Source organism: Georgenia sp. Marseille-Q6866, assembly GCF_965111665.1.
This window is the reverse complement of record NZ_CBCOOR010000004.1, coordinates 155,956-172,964: the sequence shown is the minus strand read 5'-3', so window position 1 is coordinate 172,964 and position 17,009 is coordinate 155,956. Positions and strand designations below refer to the sequence as shown.

The following is a 17,009-nucleotide window of genomic DNA, read 5'->3' as shown; positions in this document are numbered from 1 at the left end:
GCGAACGCCTGTGTTGCAACTACGTCTCGACGGCGCCCAGTCGCGCCGTGGAGACGGCGCTCGGCACTAGCGTGCTCGACATGCGACGAACACTCCCCGCGGCCATCCTCGCGGCCGGCCTGCTCCTCACCGCGTGCGGCACCGAGACCGCGCAGGACTCTCCCGGTGCGGAGCCGAGCTCCACCGCTCCCTCCCCTTCCGAGGCGAGCACCGAGCCCAGCACGGAGGAGCCCACCAGCGCGGAGGAACCGACCACCCCCGAGCCGACCGGTTCGGAGGAGCCCACGGACTCCGGCGCCGCCGCCGGCGAGCTGCCGGGTGAGGTCGTCGACATTCCTCCCCTCAACGAGGTCGTCGCCGTCATCGGCGTCGAGGCGGGCAGCGGCCTCCACTACCGGAGCGGGCCGGGGACGGAGTTCGAGTCCGTCGGCACCCTGGAGCCGCTCGGCGTGAGCCCCGCGTACGGCGAGATCCGCCGCCGCGAGGACGGCTCGCACTGGGCGCAAGTCATGAAGACCGACGGCTGGTTCTTCTGGATGGACATGAAGCACCTCGCCTTCCCCGGCGAGACCACCGACATCACTGCCGACCTTCCCGAGCTGCCCTCGGCCGGCACGGTCGAAGAGGCCGGCCTGCTCGTCGCCCGACAGCGGACCGGCGACCAGCCGCCGTCGGTCGAGACGGTGGTCGTGGACGGCCCCGTCGAGGGTGACGACGGAGAGGTGGTCATCGACGTCGTCGGCCTCGGTGACGACGCCCTCGCCGGGGAGCGGCTCCACGTCGTCACCGAGCGGACCGGTCAGGGGCACACCGTCCGGTCCGTCGAGCTCACCCCGCTGTGCGCGCGCGGCGTGACCGAGAACGGCCTGTGCGAGTGAGGCCGTAGGCGTGCCACGGCGCACTGGGCCTCGGGCGTGGCACGCGGCGCTCGCCGTCGTCACCGCGCTTGTCGCCGCGTGCGCCCCGGCCGAGGAGACGGCCGGTGAGGTCGCCGTCGTCACCCACGTCGTCGACGGTGACACGATCCGCGTCGACCTGGACGGCGAGGAGGTCCCCGCCCGGCTCCTCAACATCGACACCCCCGAGAAGGACGGTCCGTACACCGAGGCCGAGTGCCTGGGCGACGAGGCCACCGCCTTCCTCGCCGACCTCATCCCTCCCGGCACGGAGGTGCGCCTGGTCGAGGACGTCGAGCCGACCGACCGGTACGGCCGCCGCCTCGCCGGTGTCTACCTCGGCGACGTCCTCATCAACGCGGAGGTTGCCCGCGCCGGCCTCGCGGTGCCGGTGCTCGTGGAGCCGAACGACCGCTTCCACGATGCCGTCGTCGCGGCTCACGAGGAGGCGCGAGCAGCGTCCCGCGGCCTCTACGACCCCGCGAACGGCTGCTGACTCGGACGTCGAGCTCGTCGTCGGCGTCCCGCTGTGCACCCGCGCGTCCCAGCCTTACCCGTCAGGCCGGGCCACGGGGCCGGTCGAGCAGCTTCCGAGGCCCGTCGTTACATTGGCGAGGTGCCTCACACCGACCCGCTCGAGCCGAGCACTGCCTACCTGGCGCACCTCGCGGACGAGACCGACGCGCGGATGCGGCAGTCCACCGCCCCCGAGTCCCCCTTCCACGGCGCGCCCGCCGAGCTGAGCGACGCAGTCGAGTCCGCCGCCGAGTCGCTCGCCCCGGACCTCGACCACGTCGTCGCCGCGCTCCACGCCGAGCCCGAGACCGCCTACGAGGAGCACCGCAGCGTCGCCACGCTCGTCGCGCTCCTCGACCGGCACGGCATCCGGGCCGAGGCCGGCGTCCACGGCGTCGGCACCGCCTTCCGGGCCGAGGTCCGCGGCCGTGAGAACGGCCCCACCATCGCGATCCTCGCCGAGTACGACGCCCTGCCGAACCTCGGCCACGCCTGCGGGCACAACGTCATCGCCGCCGCGGGCGTCGGGGCCTTCCTCGCCCTGGCGCGCACCCTCGCGGACCGGCCCGACGCCGTCGCCGGCCGGGTCGTGCTGCTCGGCACGCCCGCCGAGGAGGGGCACTCCGGCAAGGAGGTGCTCGCGCTCGACGGCGCCTTCGACGACGTCGACGCCGCGGTCATGGTCCACCCCTACGGCTACGACCTCGCCGACCAGGTGTGGCTCGGACGCCGGCTGCTGCGCTGGGTCTTCACCGGCGTCTCCGCCCACGCCTCGGCCCAGCCCTTCATGGGCCGCAACGCCCTGGACGCCGCCGCCCTCGCCTACCAGGGCATCGGCCTGCTCCGCCAGCAGCTGCCGCCCGTGGACCGGGTCCACGCCGTCGTCACCCACGGCGGGACGCGGCCCAGCGTCATCCCCGACCGCGCCGTCGTCGACCTCTACGCGCGCTCCAAGTACCCCGACACGCTGCGCGACCTCAGCCGCCGGCTCGACGACATCGCCCGCGGCGCCGCGCTCATGACCGGCACGAGCGTGGAGATCGAGTGGGACGAGCACCCGCCGTCGCTGCCGGTGCGCACCAACGAGGCGCTCACCGCCCGCTGGGTCGCCGCCCAGCGGCGCCGCGGCCGTGAGCCGCTCGCCGGCGGCGTCGTGCCCGAGACGCTCGCCGCCTCCACCGACTTCGGCAACGTCAGCTACCGCGTGCCGGGCATCCACCCGCTCATCGCGATCGCCCCGCCGGACGTCGCGCTCCACACGGAGGACTTCGCGCGGGCCGCCGCCGGCCCGGCCGCCCGCTCCGGCGCGCTCGACGGCGCGGTCGGGCTGGCCCTCACGGCCCTGGACTACCTGTGCGACCCCGAGCTGCGCGACGCTGTCGACGCCGAGTTCGCCGCCCAGGGCGGGCCGCTCGACGTCCCGCACTACTTCGACTGAGACACGAGGGGCGACATGACCGCGGACACCACCGCCACGCGCCGCGGCTGGGGCTCCCGGCTGCTCGACGGCGTCGAGCGCGTCGGGAACCGGCTCCCCGAGCCCTTCACCCTCTTCCTCGCGCTCTTCGTCATCGTCGCGGTCGCGTCGACGGCGATGGCCTGGGCCGGGGTGACCGTCCAGATCCCCGGCAGCGACGACGTGACGGAGATCCGCGGCTTCTTCACCGGCGAGGGCCTGGTGTGGCTCACCGAGAACCTCGGCGCGAACTACGTCGGCTTCCCGCCGCTCGTCACGGTGCTGCCGATCCTCCTCGCCGTCGGGGTCGCGGAGAAGTCCGGGATGCTCGCGGCGGCGATCCGCAAGCTCATCGGGTCCGCGCCGACGTGGGCGCTGCCGTACGCCGTCGGCGTCGTCGGTGTGCTCGGCTCGGTGCTGTCCGACGCGTCCTTCGTCGTCATCCCGCCGCTCACGGCGCTGGCCTTCAAGGCCGCCGGCCGCCACCCCGTGGCCGGGCTCATCGGCGGCTTCGCGGCGACCGGCGCCGGGTACTCGACGAACATCCTCGTCACGAGCCTCGACGCGCTCTTCGCCGGCATCACCCAGTCCGTCGTCGGCGTCCTGCCGGACCCGGGCGCGCCGGTCAACCCGGTGTCGAACTGGTTCTTCAACATCGCTGCCGCCCTCATCCTCATGGCGCTGGCCGGCCTGCTCATCGACAAGGTCCTCGAGCCGCGCCTCACCCGCCAGGGCGTGCCGCAGACGGAGCAGGCCGACGACGAGGAGGACGGGACGTCGTCGAGCGAGGCGGTGACGGCGGAGCTCACCGCCATCGAGCGCCGCGGCCTGCTGTGGGCCGCGGTGGCCTTCGCGCTGACGGCGGCGGCCGTCGTCGCCGCCGTCGCCGTGCCCGGCTCCCCGTGGCGCAACGAGGAGGGCGGCTTCCTGCCGAGCTCCCCGCTGCTCAGCTCGATCGTCTTCCTCGTCTTCCTGCTCTTCCTCGTGCCCGGGCTGGTCTACGGGTGGGTCGTGGGCACCGCGCGCACCGTCGCGGACGTCACCACGCTCATGGGCAAGGCGATCCGCGACATGATCCCCTTCCTCGTGCTCGCTTTCGTGCTCGGCCAGTTCATCGCGCTGTTCAACTGGTCGGGGATCGGCTCGTGGATCGCGGTGACCGGAGCGGAAGGGCTCGAGGCGGCGGGGCTGACCGGCTTCCTCGCCATCCTGCTCTTCGTCATGCTCGCGTCCGCGCTCAACCTCTTCATCATCTCCGGCTCGGCGCTGTGGACGCTCATGGCGGCGGTGTTCGTCCCGATGTTCGCCCTCATCGGCTACGAGCCGGCCTTCATCCAGGCCGCCTTCCGCGTGGGTGACTCCGCCACGCAGATCCTCACCCCTCTCAACCCGTACATCATCGTGCTGCTGACGATGCTGAGGAAGTACGAGCCCAAGGCGGGCCTGGGCACGATCATCGCGCGGATGCTGCCCTTCACCGTCGTGTTCTGGCTGGCGTGGGTCGCCGTGCTCTCGGTGTTCTTCGCCCTCGACCTGCCGCTCGGGCCCGGCAACGGAATCTTCCTCGACCAGTGACTGTTCGCCCTGACATGACTCTCCCCATCTACGCCCTGCACGAGAACCCCGAGTGGTTCCCGCCCTTCGCCAAGGCCTTCGCCGGCCGCGGCGTCGAGGTCGTCGAGTGGGTCCTCACCGACGGCGTCCTCGACCTCGACTCCGCGCCGCCCGAGGGGATCTTCTGGTCGCGGATCAGCGCCTCCTCCCACACCCGTGGGCACACGCTGTCCAAGGACTACACGCGGGCGGTGCTCTCGTGGCTCGAGGCGCACGGACGGCGGACCGTCAACGGGCGCCGGGTGCTGGAGCTGGAGATGAGCAAGGTCGACCAGCTGACCGCGCTCCGGGCAGCGGGCATCGAGACGCCGCGCACCGTCGCGGCGATCGGCCGCGAGCAGATCCTGCGCGCCGCGCAGGGCTTCCCCACCCCGCTGATCCTCAAGCACAACCAGGGCGGCAAGGGGCTCGGCGTGCGGCGCTTCGGCTCCTTCCCCGAGCTCGAGACCTACGTCGGGTCCGACGAGTTCGAGGAGCCGGTCGACGGCATCACGCTCGTCCAGGAGTACGTCCAGGCAGCGACGCCGCGCATCACCCGCGTGGAGATCGTCGGCGGGGAGTTCATCTACGCCATCGACGCCGACACCGCCCGCGGCGGCTTCCAGCTGTGCCCGGCCGACGCCTGCGAGATCGACCCGAGCACCGGCCGCCCGATCATGCCGCCCGGGGCCACCATCGCCCCGGAGATCGGCCAGCAGCTCTTCACTCTCCGTGAGGGCTTCGACCACCCGATCATCGGGAAGTACATCGACTTCGCCGCCCGCAACGGCATCGAGGTGCTCGGCGTGGAGTTCATCGAGTCGACCGACGGCCGCCTGCTCACCTACGACGTCAACACGAACACGAACTACAACGCGAACGTCGAGGCCGTCGCGCCCCGCTCGGCCCCGGCCGCGCTGGTCGACTACCTCGTCCGCCTCGCCTCCGAGGGCGACGCCGCGGCAGCGTAGCCCCTCGAGCGCGCCGAGAGCCGGATTTCTCCGAGGAGGGATCCGGCTCTCGGCGTTTTGCGGGCGGGACTACGGGACGATGACGGCGCGGCCGCGCAGTGTGCCGTCGTGCAGCTTCTCGTAGGCCTTGGGCGCGTCGTCGAGGGAGAAGACCTCCGTCTCGACGTGAACGGCGCCGGTCCGCGCGAGGTTGAGCACCTCGAAGAGCTCGTGGCGGTAACCCCAGTACGGCGCGCGCACCTGTGACTCGTACGGTCGGTCGAGCATGCCGACGGGGAGCGAGCCGCTGCCGACGCCGACGTTCACCTGGTCGCCGCTGACGGCGACCATCTTGGCGCCCAGCTCCATGGTCGGCTGCACGCCGACGAAGTCGAAGACGGCAACCGCGCCGCGCCCACCGGTGAGGGCGCGGACCTGCTCCACGGCGTCGTCGTTGGAGAGGAACGCATGGTGCGCGCCCACCTCCTTGGCGAGCTCGAGCTTGTCCTCAGCGAGGTCGAGGGCAACGACGGTCACCGGGGTGATCGCGCGCAGGATCTGGATGCCGACGTGCCCGAGCCCACCGGCACCGATGACGACGGCGACCGAGCCCGGCACGAGCTTGTCCAGCGACATCTTGATCGCGTGGTACGGCGTGAGGCCGGCGTCGGTGAGCGACACGTTCTGGACGGGGTCGAGGTCGCCGAGGGGCACGAGGTGGCGGGCATCGTCGACGATCATGTACTCGGCCATGGCGCCGGGCGCACCGAGCCCGGGCGGGGCGATGCCCAGCTCGGCGGCCCGCTCGCAGTAGTTCTCCTTGCCCTGGGCGCACATGTAGCAACGGCCGCAGCCCTGGGGTCCGTAGACGGCGACGGCCGTGCCGAGCTCGACTCCGGTCACGCCCTCGCCGACCTTGTCGACGACGCCGGCGCCCTCGTGGCCGAGGGTGAGCGGCAGGCCGTAGATGTACTGCTCCTCGGGCAGGCTCATGACGAACGAGTCGGAGTGGCACACGCCGGCGGCGGTGACCTTCAGCCGCACCTGGCCGGGGCCTGGCTCGGGGGTCTCGATCTCGACGACCTCGGGGGCTGCGCCGATCGTGCGGTACTGCAGTGCCTTCATGCTGGTCCTCCTTCTGGACCGGCGCGAGATGCCGGCCCTCCCCCAACCTTCTCAGGCCCCCGGCGCCCAGCATGAGCAGGAGGTCCCACCCCACCCCTACGTCGAGAGCTGAGTTGTTACTGACCCGGACGCGAGCGCTAGGGCTGCACCGGTGATCGATAAACTCCGAGCCCGGCATGTTGCCGGTTCTGAATGGGACGAGGCATCGCGTGACCGAAGAGTCCGTCAAGTACGAAACGAAGACTGTGCGGAGCATCCGCGGCATGGAGTCTCGAACGGCCGCAAAATGGGAGAAGGAAGGGTGGGAGGTCGTCTCCCAGTCACAGGGCAACCTGCAGACAGAGATCGTGCTCCGTCGTCCCAAGGCGAAGCCACCTTGGGGACTCATCGCCATCGGCGGGGGCCTGCTCGCGGTCGCGATCATCACACCGATCACCATCGGCGCCCTCAGCGATTCCGACAGCGCCGAGCCGGCGGCAACGGCGACGGCGCGAGACATTGAGCCTACCCCCGCGGAGCCTGCGCCCACTTCCCAGGCGCCGACGCCCGCCGTGCCGGAGCAGACCCGCGACGAGGTGCTCACCGCCGAGAACAACGCAGATCTCGCGGCGATCCTCGAGCTGAGCGACTACTGCGACAGCTCCATCGCTGAATTCGCCGTGAAGTACCGCGACGCAACGATCGCATTCGACGGGAACGTGTCGAATATGGCGAAGTTTGACGGAACCAACACTCGATATAACCTCTTGCTCGGTGTCGGCGACTACAGCGAGACCTCTTCGATCGGGCCTGCGTTCCAGTTCCGCGACGTGAACACGACGTACGACCTCCACTACACCGGTGAAACGCCAGACGCGATCAACGTCGGAACCAGCCTTCACATCACTGCGGACGTCGGCGAGTATGAGCCCAACTCGTGCTTGTTCCTTCTCGAGCCCGTGGAGACGGCCATCCACTAGCAGTCAGCGCGAAGTCACCCACTAGGCGTTCTCTCAACCCTCGCCGCGGAGCCGCTCCTCGACGCGCTCGACCTTGGCGCTGAGCTGGCCGTCGTAGCCGGGGCGCAGGTCGGCCTTGAGGACGAGGCTGACCCGCGGGCTGTGGGCGGCAACGGCGTCGCACGCGGCCTTGATGACCGGCATGACCTCGTCCCACTCCCCCTCGATGGTCGTGAACATCGCTGTCGTCTCGTTCGGCAGGCCGGACTCCCGGACCACGCGGACGGCGGCGGCGACGGCGTCGGAGACGGAGCCGTCGGGCGAGTCGGAGACGGTGGGCGCGACGGAGAAGGCGAAGAGCATGGCGCTCATGCTAGGACGGTCCGGGGCCGCACCGCCGCTCCGCTACGCTCGTGGACGTTTTGTCAGCACGGGCGTGTGGTCACCCCGTCGAAGCTCAGGGGTTCTCATGCGGTCTGCTCGCGTCTCGGTCTCGGTCCTCGCGGCGGGGGTGCTCGTCCTCGCCGGGTGCTCCAGCGAGCCCGACGCCGCCGACTCCCCCGGGGCCGCGCCGTCGGCGACCGAGAGCAGCAGCGCGGAGACACCGAGCGCCAAGGAGGAGCCGACCGCCAAGGACGGCGCCGCCACCGCGCCGGCCGGCCAGCGCTTCCCGCAGTGCGAGCCGGGCGAGGGCAAGACGGTCACCATGCTCGAGAACGAGGTCATCGAGGCCCAGGAGATCCCCGAGGTCGTGGTCGAGGCCTTCGAGTTCGGCGGCGAGACCGTTCCGGCGCAGGTCATCGAGGCGGTGACGATCCCCGAGCGGGTCATCGACCGCGGCTGCATCGTCGAGTACGACGCCCCCGGTGGCTGCCTCGGCGCGGTGGAGATCAGCGGCGCCTTCATCCCCGGCTACTCCCTCCCGCCGCGGGTCCTGCCTGCGGTGACGCTGCCGGACGGCACCGTGCTGGAGGAGATCGTCGTCGACGGCGCGAGCCAGCCCGACGTCGTCGTCGAGGGGGCCTCCGCCGAGCAGGTGTGCCAGGTCGAGGACGACGAGCCCGGCTCCTACGTCTCGACGGTCTACCGGCCGGCCATCTACCGGGCAGCCGGGTATCAGGCTGCCTCGTACCAGTCGGTGGCCTACCGGTCCGCCGAGTACCTCGATGACGGCCAGGTGCCCGGTGCGTCGATCCCCGGGGTGTCGGTGCCCGGCTCCTCGGTCTCCGGTGAGAGCGTCCCCGGGGCCTCGCTCCAGGGGTACCGGATCGAGGGCAGCGACGACGTCGAGGTCACCGACAAGGACGAGTCCGTCTCCTACAGCAGCGAGGGCGACGTCCTCTTCGGCAACAACGAGGACGAGATCCTGCCCGAGGCCGAGTCCGACCTCGAGGCCGTCGTCGCGGACATCGAGGACCGCGGCACCCCGGTCACCGTCCTCGTCGAGGGGCACACCGACGACGTCGGCACCGAGGAGCACAACCTCGACCTCTCCGAGCGCCGCGCCGAGGCCGTGGCCACCTGGCTCGTCGAGCGCGGCGGCCTGGACGCCGAGCTCGTCACCACCGCCGGCTACGGCTTCGCCCACCCCCGCGCCGACAACGACACCGACGAGGGGCGCGCCCAGAACCGCCGGGTCGTCATCACCATCAAGTTCGAGTAGCGCGCGGCCCTCCCCTCGCCGAGCGCTGAGTTGTTCCGAGAAGCCCGAGTAACAACTCAGCGCTCGGCGATAGGGAGGCGCCCGGCGACAGGGAGGCGCCCCCCTCCTGGCCGCGAGGTGTCGGCCCTCCCCTTGCGCCGAGAGCTGAGTTGTTCCGGGGTGCCCGAGTAACAACTCAGCTCTCGGCGACAGGAGTGGGGGGCGCGGGTTAGCTCACGTCGAGGAACCTCACGTAGTCGAAGACCGCCTCGGTCTCCGGTTGGGCGCCGCCTCCGGTGTAGAGGCCCACCCGCGCGTCGCTCCCGGCGGGCAGGGTCCAGGTCGCTCCCCAGCGCCAGGACTCCCCGTCGGTGGAGAAGGCCGAGCGGTACAGATGCTCACCGGCGTCGTTGGTCGAGTGGTGGATGCGCAGCCACGTCGTGTCGGCGGGCGGGCCGCTCGTGTGGCCGCCCCAGGACAGGAAGCCGTCCTGCAGGGTCTCCTTGCCGAACTCCACCTGGCGGGTGTTCCAGATCGCCACGTGGCCCAGCCGCAGGAAGTTGTCGTCGTCGGCGTGGACGATGAGCCCGGCCTGCTGGAAGTTGCGCACCTCGGTCTCCCCGAGGTCGAGCGTCAGCCTCGTCTCCACGATCCAGTCCCCCTCGGGCGCCTCGCGAAGAAGCAAGCCGCCAGAACCGCCGGCACCCACGAGGTCGGCACCGGTGAGCGGCCACACCAGCGCGCCGTCCTCCACCCGGGCGGCGGTGTCCTCGCGGACCCACTCCCACCCCTCGAGCTCGGCGTCGGCGAAGTCCTCGGACACGAGCACCTCACCAGCGGCAGGCTCGGCCACCAGCTCGGTCACCGGCTCGTACGCCTCGTTGACCGACAGGTTGTCGACGTGCGCGCCCGTGCCGCGGAACTCCACGGGCGCCGAGCGCAGGATCCCCGGCCGCAGCCCGAGCCCCACCTCGGCGATGACGTCACCGAGCCGCGACTCGCTGAGCCGGGCGTGCACCTGCCCCTCGACGACGTGCACCTGCAGCGCCGTCCACACGGACAGGTCGTAGCCGGCCGGGATCGGGACGGTCGTCTCCTCCTGGAAGCGCCCGCGGCCGTACTCGACGTGCAGCTCCCGCTCCCCCGGGTTCACCTCCACCTCGATGCGGTTGGACCCGCGGCCCACGTAGACGAGGAAGGGCTCCGTGCGCCGGGTGCGCAGGTCGAGCTCGACGTGCACCTCCTCGGGCGCCGGCTCGTCGGTCCACACCCGCCCGCGGAACAGGGCGTGCTCCCCGGACTGCGGGTCGACGTCGGAGCGGAAGGAGCCGCGCAGCGCGCCACCCTCGGAGGGGTCCTCGACCGTCAGGCCCAGCAGCGACCCCGCCACCGGCCCGGTCTCCTCGCCCTCGCTCGGCCCCGCCCCGGCCCGGGTGACCGGCCAGCCGTCCACCCAGTCGAGGCGGTCGAGCAGCGTGGGCCGCCGGTTGATCCCGCCCGGCTCAGCAAGCCACGGGTCCTCGCGGTCGATCGCGTGGTCGTAGATCCAGTCCTGCCCGGACAGGTCGCTCACCACGGTGTGGTGCCCCGCCCCGATCCACCGGTTGCCGTTCTGCACGAGCACCTGCGTGCCGCCCGGCCGCGTGTCGAGCAGCGAGACCCCCTCGTGGTCGACGAAGGGCCCGCGTGGGCTCTCCGAGCGCCCGGCGAACACGCTGTACCCGGTCGACGGCCCCGCGCAGCAGTTCGCCGAGGACGCCATGAGGTAGTAGTACCCGTCCCGCTTGAGCACGTAGGCGCCCTCGAACTTGTCGTTGATCGCCACCTGCGTCGCCTCGCCCACAGCGCGCAGCCCACTCTCGTCGAGCTCGGTGACCCACAGGCCGCCGTAGTAGCTGCCGTAGTAGAGGTACCGGCTGCCGTCGTCGTCGGCGAGCATCGAGGGGTCGAAGGTCCAGAAGAAGCCCCCGCCGTCGGGCCGCGGCGGGACCACGGGCTCGGCCACCGGCGTCCACGGCCCCTCCGGCGTCGGCGCCGTCACCGCCCCGATGGCGGAGTCGTCACCGGCGTTGAGCACGGTGTCGGTCACCGTGAAGTACAGGACGTACTGGCCGTCGACGTAGCGGATGTCCGGCGCCCAGAAGAAGGACGTGTCGGTGGCCCAGTCGGGCGCGGACCCCTCGTCGAGGATGGTGCCGCGGTACTCCCAGTCGACCATGTTGCGCGAGCGCGCCACGTGCATGAGCCCGAACTCCCCGCCCTCGACGAGCGGGTCGGACGTCGCGTACAGGTACCACCAGCCGTCCTTGCCGCGGATGATCGCGGGGTCGGCGTAGGTGTCGGCGAAGTCCGCCGTCACCGGGTTCGTGTAGGAGGTGGCGGCGGGGTCCTCGCCGCCGTCGGCCTGGGCGGGCACGGCCGCCGCGGCGGCCAGGCCGAGCGCGAGCGTGACCGCGCCGAGCGCCGCCGTGATCCTTCGGTGTCTCATCGTTGATCTCTCCGAGGGTGTGTCAGGGCACGACGACGACGGGACGTCCGTCGTCCCACTCCAGCGGCAGGACGTTGACGCCGCGGTAGGAGGTGTCGCCGTACCACGAGTGGAAGACGAGCCGGTCGGTGCCGTCGGGCGCCGTCACCACGTCCTGCCCGCCGGGACCGATGAACCGGCCGTCGGTGGCGTCGGTGGTGAGCAGCGGCCCGTCGGCCTTGGTGTAGGGGCCGTCGACGACGTCGGCCGTCGCGTACCCGACGGCGTACTGCTCGCCGCCGTAGTCGTTGGCCGAGTAGAGCAGGACGTAGCTGCCGTCCCGCTCCACCAGCGTGGGCGCCTCGATGAGGTACCCCTCCCAGTCCTGGTCCTGGGTGAGGAGCCGCACCGGCTCCCCCGCCAGGGACAGCCCGTCGGCCGCGAGCGGCGCGAGGTACAGCCAGGTGTCGATCCCGATGGCGTTGCCGTCGTTCTTCCACAGCAGGTAGCGGGCGCCGCCCGAGTCCACGAAGGTCGAGGCGTCGATCGCCCCACCCTCCTCCTCCGGGCATACGAGCATCTCCTCGCCCACCACCGTGAACGGCCCCTCGGGCGCGTCGGCCGTCGCCACGCCCACGCACTGCGCGTAGGGGTCGTAGTTCGTGGCCGTGAAGTACAGCGCGAAGCTGCCGTCGTCGAGCTCGGTGACCTCCGGCGCCCACGTCTTGCCGGGGATCACCCAGCTCGGCAGGTCCGGCAGCGCGTCCTCGAGCAGCTCCCACTCCACGAGGTCCGTGGAGCGCGCGACCCGCACGTTGCGCAGGTTCCCGTTGGTCCCGTAGGCGTAGTAGACGCCGTCGACCTCCAGGACGTCCGGGTCGGGGAAGTCGTCGTCGATGACGGGGTTGACGTCCTCGGAGGGCGAGGACGACGACGGCGAGGACGACGACGGCGGGGGCGTGGCGGCGTCGTCGTCCGTCACCTGGCCCCCGCCCCCGCAGGCGGCGAGCACGACGACGCAGGCCAGCGCCGTCGTCGTCGTGCCCGGCCGCCTCATCCCTTGAGCCCCGAGCGGGAGACGCCCTCGATGATGTAGCGCTGGAGGAAGATGTACATCGCCAGCACCGGGATGCTCGCGATGACGGCGCCGGCCATGAGGAGGTCGTAGCGCACGGCGTTGGCGGACTGCAGGGTGGACAGCCCGGCCGGCAGCGTCTGGACGTCGGGGCTGAACAGGACGTAGACCGGCCAGAGGAAGTCGTTCCAGTTGGTGAGGAACGCGAGGAGCGCGAGGGTGGCGAGCGCGGGCCGGGCCAGCGGCAGGGCGACCTTGTAGAACGCCTGCCACTGGTTCGCACCGTCGAGCCGGGCCGCCTCCTCGAGCTCGCCGGGGAGGCTGATGAAGAACTGGCGCATGAAGAACACCCCGAACGCGGAAGCCGCGGTGGGCACGATGACCGCGAGCAGGGTGTTGAGCCAGGCCAGCTCCCCGACGATGAGGTAGTTGGGGATGATGAGGATGACCGGCGGCACGAAGAGCGTGGCGACGACGGCCCCGAAGACGAGCCGGCGGCCGCGGAACTGCATGCGTGCCAGGGCGAAGCCGGCGAGCGTGGACGTCGTGACGACGAGCGCCGCGTTCGCCGCCGCCGCGCCGAGGCTGTTCGCGAACCACCGCAGCACCGGGGTGCCGGGGGCGTTGAGGATCGACTCGTAGGCGGCGGTGGTGGGCGGGTCGGGGATCCACGTCGGGGGGAACCCGGCGGCCTCGCCACGCGTCTTGAAGGACGTGACGAGCATGTAGATGAGCGGGCTGATGAAGAGGAGCGCGAGCAGCCCGAGGACGACGTAGCGCAGGACGACGCGGCCCACGGGCGTGCGGCGGGTCGCCGGGGCCGGTGCGGTGGTGGTGGTCATCTCGGGCCCCTCCGCTCACGGAAGATCCAGAACACGACGATGCTCAGGAGCATGAGCGCCACGGTGAGCACGTAGCTCATCGCGGCGGCGCTGCCCATCTGGAAGTTGCGCAGGCCCGTCTCGGCGATCTGGTAGATCGCCGTGCGGGTCTCGCGGCCGGGGCCGCCCGACGTCATGAGGTAGGACTGCCCGAACATGTTCGCCGAGGCGATGATGGTGATCGTCGTGATGAACGCGAGCACCGGCCGCAGCCCCGGGAGCGTGACGTTGCGGAACTGCTGCCACGCGTTGGCGCCGTCCACCCGGGCCGCCTCGTACAGCTCGCCGGGGATGTCCTGGAGCGCGGCGAGGTAGATGACGGCGTTGAAGCCGAGCGTCCACCACACCGTCACCCCCACGAGGCTCACCCACACCGCGGGGCTCGAGGTGAGCCACGGGATGTCGTCCGGGAGGCCGAGGAGCCCGAGGTAGTAGTTGACGAGGCCGATGTTGTTGTCGAGCAGGTAGCGCCACATGATCGCGACGACGGCCACCCCGAGCACGTAGGGCGCGAAGTAGATCGCCCGGAAGAAGGTCCGGCCCTTGAACTTCATGTTCATCACGAGGGCGACGGCGAGCGGGATGGTGAGCAGCAGCGGCACGCTGAACACCGTGAAGATCGCCGTCGCCTCCATCGCGTCCCAGAACTGGGCCGCCGCGATCGAGCTCGTGTCGAACAGGCTGGTGTAGTTCTCCAGACCGACGAACGGCTTGTTCGGCAGGGTGTAGTCCCACCGGTGCAGGCTGATCCACGCGCCGACGACGATCGGCGCGACGACGAAGCCGAGGAACAGGACGAGGTACGGGGCGAGGAAGAGCCACGGCGTCGCCTTCCCGTGCACCGGGATGCCACGCCGTCGCCCCTCCCGCAGCCCCTCCTCGCTGCGCGGAGGCGCAACGGTGGAGGTCATCGTCAGCCTCCGAAGCTCTCGAGGTTCTGCTCCATGAGGTTGGTGCCCTGCTCGGCCGCGGTGCCCAGCGCCTCGGACGGCGGGGTGTTGCCGAGGACCGCGTCCGCGATCGCCGGCTCGAGCGCCTCCGCCTGGACCGTGCCGACGCCCGGGACGGGCGGCAGGAAGCGCATGGTGTCGATCTGCTCGGCGATGACCTGCTGGGGCATGTCGTCGAGCACGCCGCTCTCCCGGACGGACAGGCGCGCGGGGATGAGGCCCGAGCCGGCCCAGGTGGCGGACTGCTCGGACATCCAGGCGATGAACACCTGCGACGCGGCGGCGAGGTTCTCGTCCTCGGTCGCCTGCCGGCTCATGAAGAAGTGGTGGGAGTTGGCCCAGACGGCGGCCTCGTCGCCGATCTGCGGGATCGGGGCGATGCCGTAGGGCACCTCCTCGGCCTCGAGGTCGTTGATCTGCCAGATGCCGTCCCAGGTGATGGAGTTCTCCCCGTTCTTGAAGGCGACGTACTGGGAGTCGATGGCGACGTCGTTGGGGCTGTAGCCCTGCTCGATGATCGAGCGCTGCCACTCCAGCGCCTCGACGCCACCGGCGGAGTCGTAGTTCGCCGCGGAGCCGTCCTCCGCGTACACCTCCTCACCGTTCTGCCAGGCGAGGGACAGCCACATGAGGTGGCTGGGCCACAGCTGCGGCATCCAGAACGGCGTCTCGAAGCCGGCGGCCTGGAGCGCGTCGAGGGCCTCCATGAGGGAGGCCTCGTCGGTGGGCGGCTCGGTGATGCCCGCCTCCTCGAAGTGCTCGGTGTTGTAGTACATCGCCAGGGAGTGGACGTCGAGCGGGATCCCGTAGCGCTGGTCCTCGTAGATGCCGGCGTCCCAGACCTCCTCGGTGAAGTCGTCCGCCGTGAGCTCGAGGGCCTCGGCGAGGTCGTCGAGCGGCACGATGGCGTTGCGGGCCGCCATGGTGGCCAGCTGGTCGAGGTGCATGACACCGACGTGCGGGCCCTCGCCCTGCGTGACGGCCGCAGGGAGCCGCTGGTAGAAGTCGGCCCAGTCCATGGTGTTGGGGACGACGGTGATGTTCTCGTGCTCGCTGTTGAACTGGTCGACGAGCTCCTGCATGAAGGGCCCGTCACCGCCGGTGAAGCCGTTCCAGTAGTTGAGCTCGGCCGCCGGCCCGGTGTACTCCCCGGTGAACTCCGGTGCCTCGCTCGGCTCGCCGCCGCCTCCGGCGACGTCCTCGGGTGTCTGGCCCCCGCCGCATGCTGCGAGGAGGACGACGGCGGTGGCCGTCGCGGCCGCGAGGACACTCCTCCTGCGGGCAGCGATCCGTGGTTTCCGTGTGGTTGTCATCGTGAAAGCCCCCTCGTCGATGAGGTGCACCCCCGGACCCGGAGGTGCCTGGAAGGCCTTTTTAACACAGGCGGTAAACGTTGTATACCGGTAGGCCGATTCGTTATGGTCGGGTGGTCCGGTCCGATTGCGCGGCGTCGCGGGAGGAGACCGGCGGGCACCGGAAGGAGGGGGCGATGGCACGGATCGGCTTGCGCGAGGTGGCCTCCCGGGCCGGGGTGTCGATCAAGACCGTCTCCAACGTCGTCAACGGCACCGGGTCGGTCACCACCGCCACGCGCGAACGGGTCGAGGAGGCGCTGGCGGCACTGGACTACCGGCCCAACCTGGCCGCGCGGCACCTGCGCCGCGGGTCCAGCGGCCTCATCGCCGTCGCCCTGCCCGAGCTCACCCAGCCCTACTTCGCCGAGCTCGCCGCCGAGCTCGTGCGAGCCGCCAAGGCGCGCGGGCGCATGGTCCTGCTCTCCCAGACCGAGGGCGACGAGGCGGCCGAACGCGCGCTGCTCGAGGGCCGCGACCTGCCCGTGCTCGACGGCCTCGTCCTGTCCCCCCTCGCCCTGGATGCCCCCGCGCTGCGCGAGCGGGTGGACCGCTCCCCGCTCGTCCTGCTCGGGGAGCACGTGGGTGACGCCGTCCTCGACCACGTGACCGTCGACAACTGCGCCGCTGCCGCGGACGCGACCGCGCACCTGCTGTCCCTGGGCCGGCGCCGGGTGGCGGCGATCGGCGCCCAGGACAGCGGCCCGAACGAGACGGCGGTGCTGCGCCTGGAGGGCTACCGTGACGCGCTCTCGGCCGCCGGCGTGGCCTACGACGAGGAGCTCGTCGCCACCGTCGAGCAGTTCCACCGCCCCGACGGCGCGGCCGCCATGGCCCGGCTCCTCGAGCTGCCCGAGCCGCCCGACGCCGTGTTCTGCTTCAACGACGCCCTCGCCCTCGGCGCCCTGCGCACCCTGGCGGTGCGCGGGCTGCGGGTGCCGCAGGACGTCGCCGTCGTCGGGGTCGACGACATCGAGGAGGCGACGTACACGACGCCGTCCCTCACCACCATCGCCCCCGACAAGCAGGCCCTCGCCACGGCGGCGATCGACCTGCTCCTGCGCGGGGCGCCGCCGCGGGCCTGCCCCGCAGACCGTGACCGTGCCCCACCGCCTCGCCGTCCGCGAGACCACCGCCGGCCCCACCCCTCGCCGACAGCTGACTTGTT

14 protein-coding genes and 1 pseudogene are annotated in these 17,009 nt (G+C 71.4%); 8 read left to right on the top strand and 7 right to left on the bottom strand.

Annotated elements, in window-relative coordinates; translation table 11 throughout:
• The first annotated feature begins 80 nt into the window (after positions 1 to 80).
• The 5 genes from ACWPXV_RS05335 (at position 81) to ACWPXV_RS05315 (ending at position 5,432) form a co-directional block, all read left to right on the top strand.
• Positions 81 to 878, top strand: a complete 798-nt coding sequence (locus tag ACWPXV_RS05335) for a hypothetical protein (RefSeq protein ID WP_454084256.1) — start codon at positions 81 to 83, stop codon at positions 876 to 878.
• 10 nt (positions 879 to 888) lie between these two features.
• Complete coding sequence (locus ACWPXV_RS05330) at positions 889 to 1,392, top strand: thermonuclease family protein (protein WP_454084255.1); 504 nt, start codon at positions 889 to 891, stop codon at positions 1,390 to 1,392.
• 120 nt (positions 1,393 to 1,512) lie between these two features.
• Positions 1,513 to 2,850, top strand: coding sequence for a M20 family metallopeptidase (locus ACWPXV_RS05325; protein ID WP_454084254.1), 1,338 nt, complete (start codon positions 1,513 to 1,515; stop codon positions 2,848 to 2,850).
• Positions 2,851 to 2,865: 15 nt separating this feature from the next.
• Complete coding sequence (locus tag ACWPXV_RS05320) at positions 2,866 to 4,443, top strand: AbgT family transporter (RefSeq protein WP_454084253.1); 1,578 nt, start codon at positions 2,866 to 2,868, stop codon at positions 4,441 to 4,443.
• A 14-nt stretch (positions 4,444 to 4,457) separates the two neighbouring features.
• Positions 4,458 to 5,432, top strand: a complete 975-nt coding sequence (locus tag ACWPXV_RS05315; protein WP_454084252.1) for an ATP-grasp domain-containing protein — start codon at positions 4,458 to 4,460, stop codon at positions 5,430 to 5,432.
• A gap of 69 nt (positions 5,433 to 5,501) precedes the next feature.
• On the opposite strand, the gene ACWPXV_RS05310 is transcribed toward ACWPXV_RS05315, so the two are convergent.
• Positions 5,502 to 6,536, bottom strand: a complete 1,035-nt coding sequence (locus ACWPXV_RS05310; RefSeq protein ID WP_454084251.1) for an NAD(P)-dependent alcohol dehydrogenase — start codon at positions 6,534 to 6,536, stop codon at positions 5,502 to 5,504.
• Positions 6,537 to 6,745: 209 nt separating this feature from the next.
• Between ACWPXV_RS05310 and ACWPXV_RS05305 the strand changes: the two genes are divergently transcribed.
• Positions 6,746 to 7,495, top strand: a complete 750-nt coding sequence (locus tag ACWPXV_RS05305; RefSeq protein ID WP_454084250.1) for a DUF4839 domain-containing protein — start codon at positions 6,746 to 6,748, stop codon at positions 7,493 to 7,495.
• 33 nt (positions 7,496 to 7,528) lie between these two features.
• Here ACWPXV_RS05305 and ACWPXV_RS05300 read toward each other — a convergent pair whose 3' ends face one another.
• Positions 7,529 to 7,837 carry an MTH1187 family thiamine-binding protein gene (locus ACWPXV_RS05300; RefSeq protein WP_454084339.1) on the bottom strand — a complete coding sequence of 103 codons (309 nt, stop codon included), beginning with the start codon at positions 7,835 to 7,837 and terminating at the stop codon, positions 7,529 to 7,531.
• Positions 7,838 to 7,943: 106 nt separating this feature from the next.
• On the opposite strand from ACWPXV_RS05300, the gene ACWPXV_RS05295 reads away from it, so the two are divergent.
• Complete coding sequence (locus tag ACWPXV_RS05295; protein WP_454084249.1) at positions 7,944 to 9,137, top strand: OmpA family protein; 1,194 nt, start codon at positions 7,944 to 7,946, stop codon at positions 9,135 to 9,137.
• A 208-nt stretch (positions 9,138 to 9,345) separates the two neighbouring features.
• Here ACWPXV_RS05295 and ACWPXV_RS05290 read toward each other — a convergent pair whose 3' ends face one another.
• The 5 genes from ACWPXV_RS05290 to ACWPXV_RS05270 are packed head-to-tail and all read right to left on the bottom strand — an operon-like array spanning position 9,346 to position 15,802.
• Entirely contained in the window at positions 9,346 to 11,604 is a 2,259-nt protein-coding gene (locus ACWPXV_RS05290; RefSeq protein ID WP_454084248.1) for a family 43 glycosylhydrolase, read from the bottom strand.
• Positions 11,605 to 11,626: 22 nt separating this feature from the next.
• The gene (locus ACWPXV_RS05285) at positions 11,627 to 12,640 is read right to left on the bottom strand and encodes a glycoside hydrolase family 43 protein (protein WP_454084247.1); all 1,014 of its coding nucleotides are present in this window, start codon (positions 12,638 to 12,640) and stop codon (positions 11,627 to 11,629) included.
• Positions 12,637 to 13,500, bottom strand: a complete 864-nt coding sequence (locus ACWPXV_RS05280; RefSeq protein ID WP_454084246.1) for a carbohydrate ABC transporter permease — start codon at positions 13,498 to 13,500, stop codon at positions 12,637 to 12,639. The genes ACWPXV_RS05285 and ACWPXV_RS05280 overlap by 4 nt, the downstream gene beginning before the upstream one ends.
• Complete coding sequence (locus ACWPXV_RS05275) at positions 13,497 to 14,450, bottom strand: carbohydrate ABC transporter permease (RefSeq protein ID WP_454084245.1); 954 nt, start codon at positions 14,448 to 14,450, stop codon at positions 13,497 to 13,499. Before ACWPXV_RS05275 ends, ACWPXV_RS05280 begins: the two co-directional genes overlap by 4 nt.
• A 2-nt stretch (positions 14,451 to 14,452) precedes the next feature.
• On the bottom strand, positions 14,453 to 15,802 hold the full coding sequence (locus ACWPXV_RS05270) for an ABC transporter substrate-binding protein (RefSeq protein ID WP_454084244.1): 1,350 nt from the start codon (positions 15,800 to 15,802) through the stop codon (positions 14,453 to 14,455).
• 176 nt (positions 15,803 to 15,978) lie between these two features.
• On the opposite strand from ACWPXV_RS05270, the pseudogene ACWPXV_RS05265 reads away from it, so the two are divergent.
• Positions 15,979 to 16,981 (top strand): annotated as a pseudogene (locus tag ACWPXV_RS05265) (LacI family DNA-binding transcriptional regulator); the annotation flags it as partial.
• Between the last annotated feature and the right edge of the window lie 28 nt (positions 16,982 to 17,009).